2 protein-coding genes are annotated in these 2,574 nt (G+C 32.0%); both read left to right on the plus strand.

Features of this window, described 5'->3' with window-relative positions:
- Positions 1-120 precede the first annotated feature (120 nt).
- The gene (locus HMPREF9098_RS11520; RefSeq protein ID WP_003783745.1) at positions 121-921 is read left to right on the plus strand and encodes a tyrosine-type recombinase/integrase; all 801 of its coding nucleotides are present in this window, start codon (positions 121-123) and stop codon (positions 919-921) included.
- A gap of 2 nt (positions 922-923) precedes the next feature.
- Positions 924-2,574, plus strand: a 1,651-nt coding sequence (locus HMPREF9098_RS08060; protein ID WP_040564377.1) for an integrase, incomplete at its 3' end; no start/stop codon positions are given.

The raw sequence follows: 2,574 nt of genomic DNA on the forward strand, positions 1-2,574 counted from the left end.
ATAATTTTATAATTTACATTTGCAAATGATATATAAACAACCGTTCTAAATATCCCTAGTGCTAAAAAGAGAGGTGGGTTATTTAGAAAAACATTTAAAAAGATTGCTATTACAGAGGATTTGTATTTAGTTCTCTTAAACTTTTTAGAATATCAGTATAAAAAATTACTTAGCCTGGTTGATGAAGCATTTATATCAGATTATAAAATGAAATTACCAATTTTTATTGATTGGCGTTCTCTGAAGAATAATATAAAAAATAGGCATTTTGATCTTTCATTATTAAAATCAGATATTTTTCATTACTCGAGCTCTTCATTAGAACTAAATGTATTACGAAAATTCTGTATACATCAAAAAGCTGTTTCAGAGCGAACAGGTGAAATTATTCATGTTAACGCAAGACGTTTTCGTCATACAAGAGGAACTAACCTAGGGAGAAAAGGAGTTGGTGCAGCGATTATAGCAGAACTACTAGATCACTCAGATACACAAAATGTGAAAGTCTATACTGAAAATACAGCGGATACAGTGCAATATATTGATCGCGTTATGGGTGCTGAAATGGGAAAACTGGCCCAAGCATTTGTTGGCAGAATTATTTCTAATTTGAATGAAAGTGAGAGAGGATTTGATCCAACATCTCTAATAACTAATAACGGAGTAGATACTATAGGCGCATGCGGGACGAATGATTTTTGTATAACCGGCTATGAGACTTGTTATTTATGCCCTAAATTTAGACCTTTGGTTGATGGTCCACATCAACAAATATTAAATAAACTGTATAAAGAGAAAGAAGAGCGTTTAAGAAGAACTAAAAGTATAGATTATGCATCTTCTAAGGATCGTATTATATTGGCTGTTGAATATGTTGTTCAAGCGTGTGATGAAATGAAAAAAAATATAGAGACTCATTGATTATGAATAATACAATTTTTTTCCAGGTACATGAGAATCCAAAATCGAGTTTAGAAAATTTTATCACTTTCTGTAAAAACAAACTTACAGCTTTCGGAAGTGATTGTTGGGACAATAATCAATGGAGAGATACCTTTAATATTCACAACATTCAAGTCCGTTTTTCCACAGATAGGGTTAAATCTACATCCTACCAATATGAGCCGTTATCTGAACCATTTATTGATTTTGCTAAAGCATACATTCGTTATGTTTATTCTCAGCAGCCAGTTCGTCAATTATCACGACATATGGAATCATTACGTATGGTTGAAATGGCTTTATACAATGTAAAAGACAATTGCGATATATTACAACTCGATAATTTAGTCATTAATGAAGTTGAAACCCTTGTATTGAAAAAATATAAAAAAGATACTGAATCAGTCAATAAATTAGGATATCAACTTGAGAAGTTATTTGATTTTTGTCGTGAAAATGGTATTACTCCAAATTTGTCTTTATGGAATAACCCATATAAACGTCCTAGAGATTTAACGATATTGCTTGATGAAAGAGGAAAAGAATACCGTTCAAGTAAAATGCCAACAGATGAAGAAATGATGTTGGTTGCTAAACTCTTTCATGATGCACCAAATTTAGATAAAGAAACTGAGTATTATACAGCAGTTATGGCTCTACTTATGGTTGCTCCATCTCGTTGTTCTGAGTTGATGTCTTTATCTGTTAATTGCTTAGAATGGGAAGAAGATAGCCTAGGAAATAAGCAATTAGGTATTCGATGGATACCTGCAAAAAATGGAAAAGAGGGTTTGAAATGGGTCCCTAGTAGCATGCAAGATGTGATTATTGAAGCAGTTAAACGTTTAACAGATATAGGAGCTTTAGCAAGAAAAGCAGCAAAATTTGCGGAAGAAAATCCTAACACGGTAATGATATCACCAGATCAAGGTATGCAAGTATCCCATTATTTATCTCAAAAACCTTTAACTGAAATAGAAATAGGTAAGGTTTTAGAAATTAATGGAAAGAATGGGATTAAAACTAAGTGGTTTGAAAAGTTAATGAAAGAAAATAATGGCGTTATAACTTCTAATGTTTTGGGAAAGTACTTATACGAAAAATATACCTCAAAATTCAATTACTGGCCATATATTGATAAAAATAAAAACGTTAAAGCTTCTGAAGCCTTATTATTATTCAGAGAAAATGAATTTCATGATGATTTTCTCCCTAAAAAATTTTCTTTTATATTACCAACAGTAAATCTTATTAATGATAGATTCTGCTATTCTGATACACGTCCCAAAACATCATTATGGGAAAAGCATTGTATAACTACTTCGAAAGGAGAGTTTGTTAGATTACTATCACACAATGCAAGGCATTGGTTAAGTACAAAAGCTGAGAGAGGTGGAATGGATGAATTAACTTTAGCGAACTGGGCAGGGAGGGCTAGAATTGCAGATAATAAGGCTTATGATCACAGGACAGAAGAAGAAAAAAGTGAAGCAGTTCGGAATTTACTTATTCCCGAGGATGCTTCACTTTTAGATAAAATCCATTTAAATCTTCCAGTAACCTATGAAGACTTAGGAAAAAATAGAATTGGAATTGCAACTATAACAGAAATAGGCATTTGTGAACATGATT

It is taken from the genome of Kingella denitrificans ATCC 33394, assembly GCF_000190695.1.
In the GTDB taxonomy this organism is placed as follows: domain Bacteria; phylum Pseudomonadota; class Gammaproteobacteria; order Burkholderiales; family Neisseriaceae; genus Kingella_A; species Kingella_A denitrificans.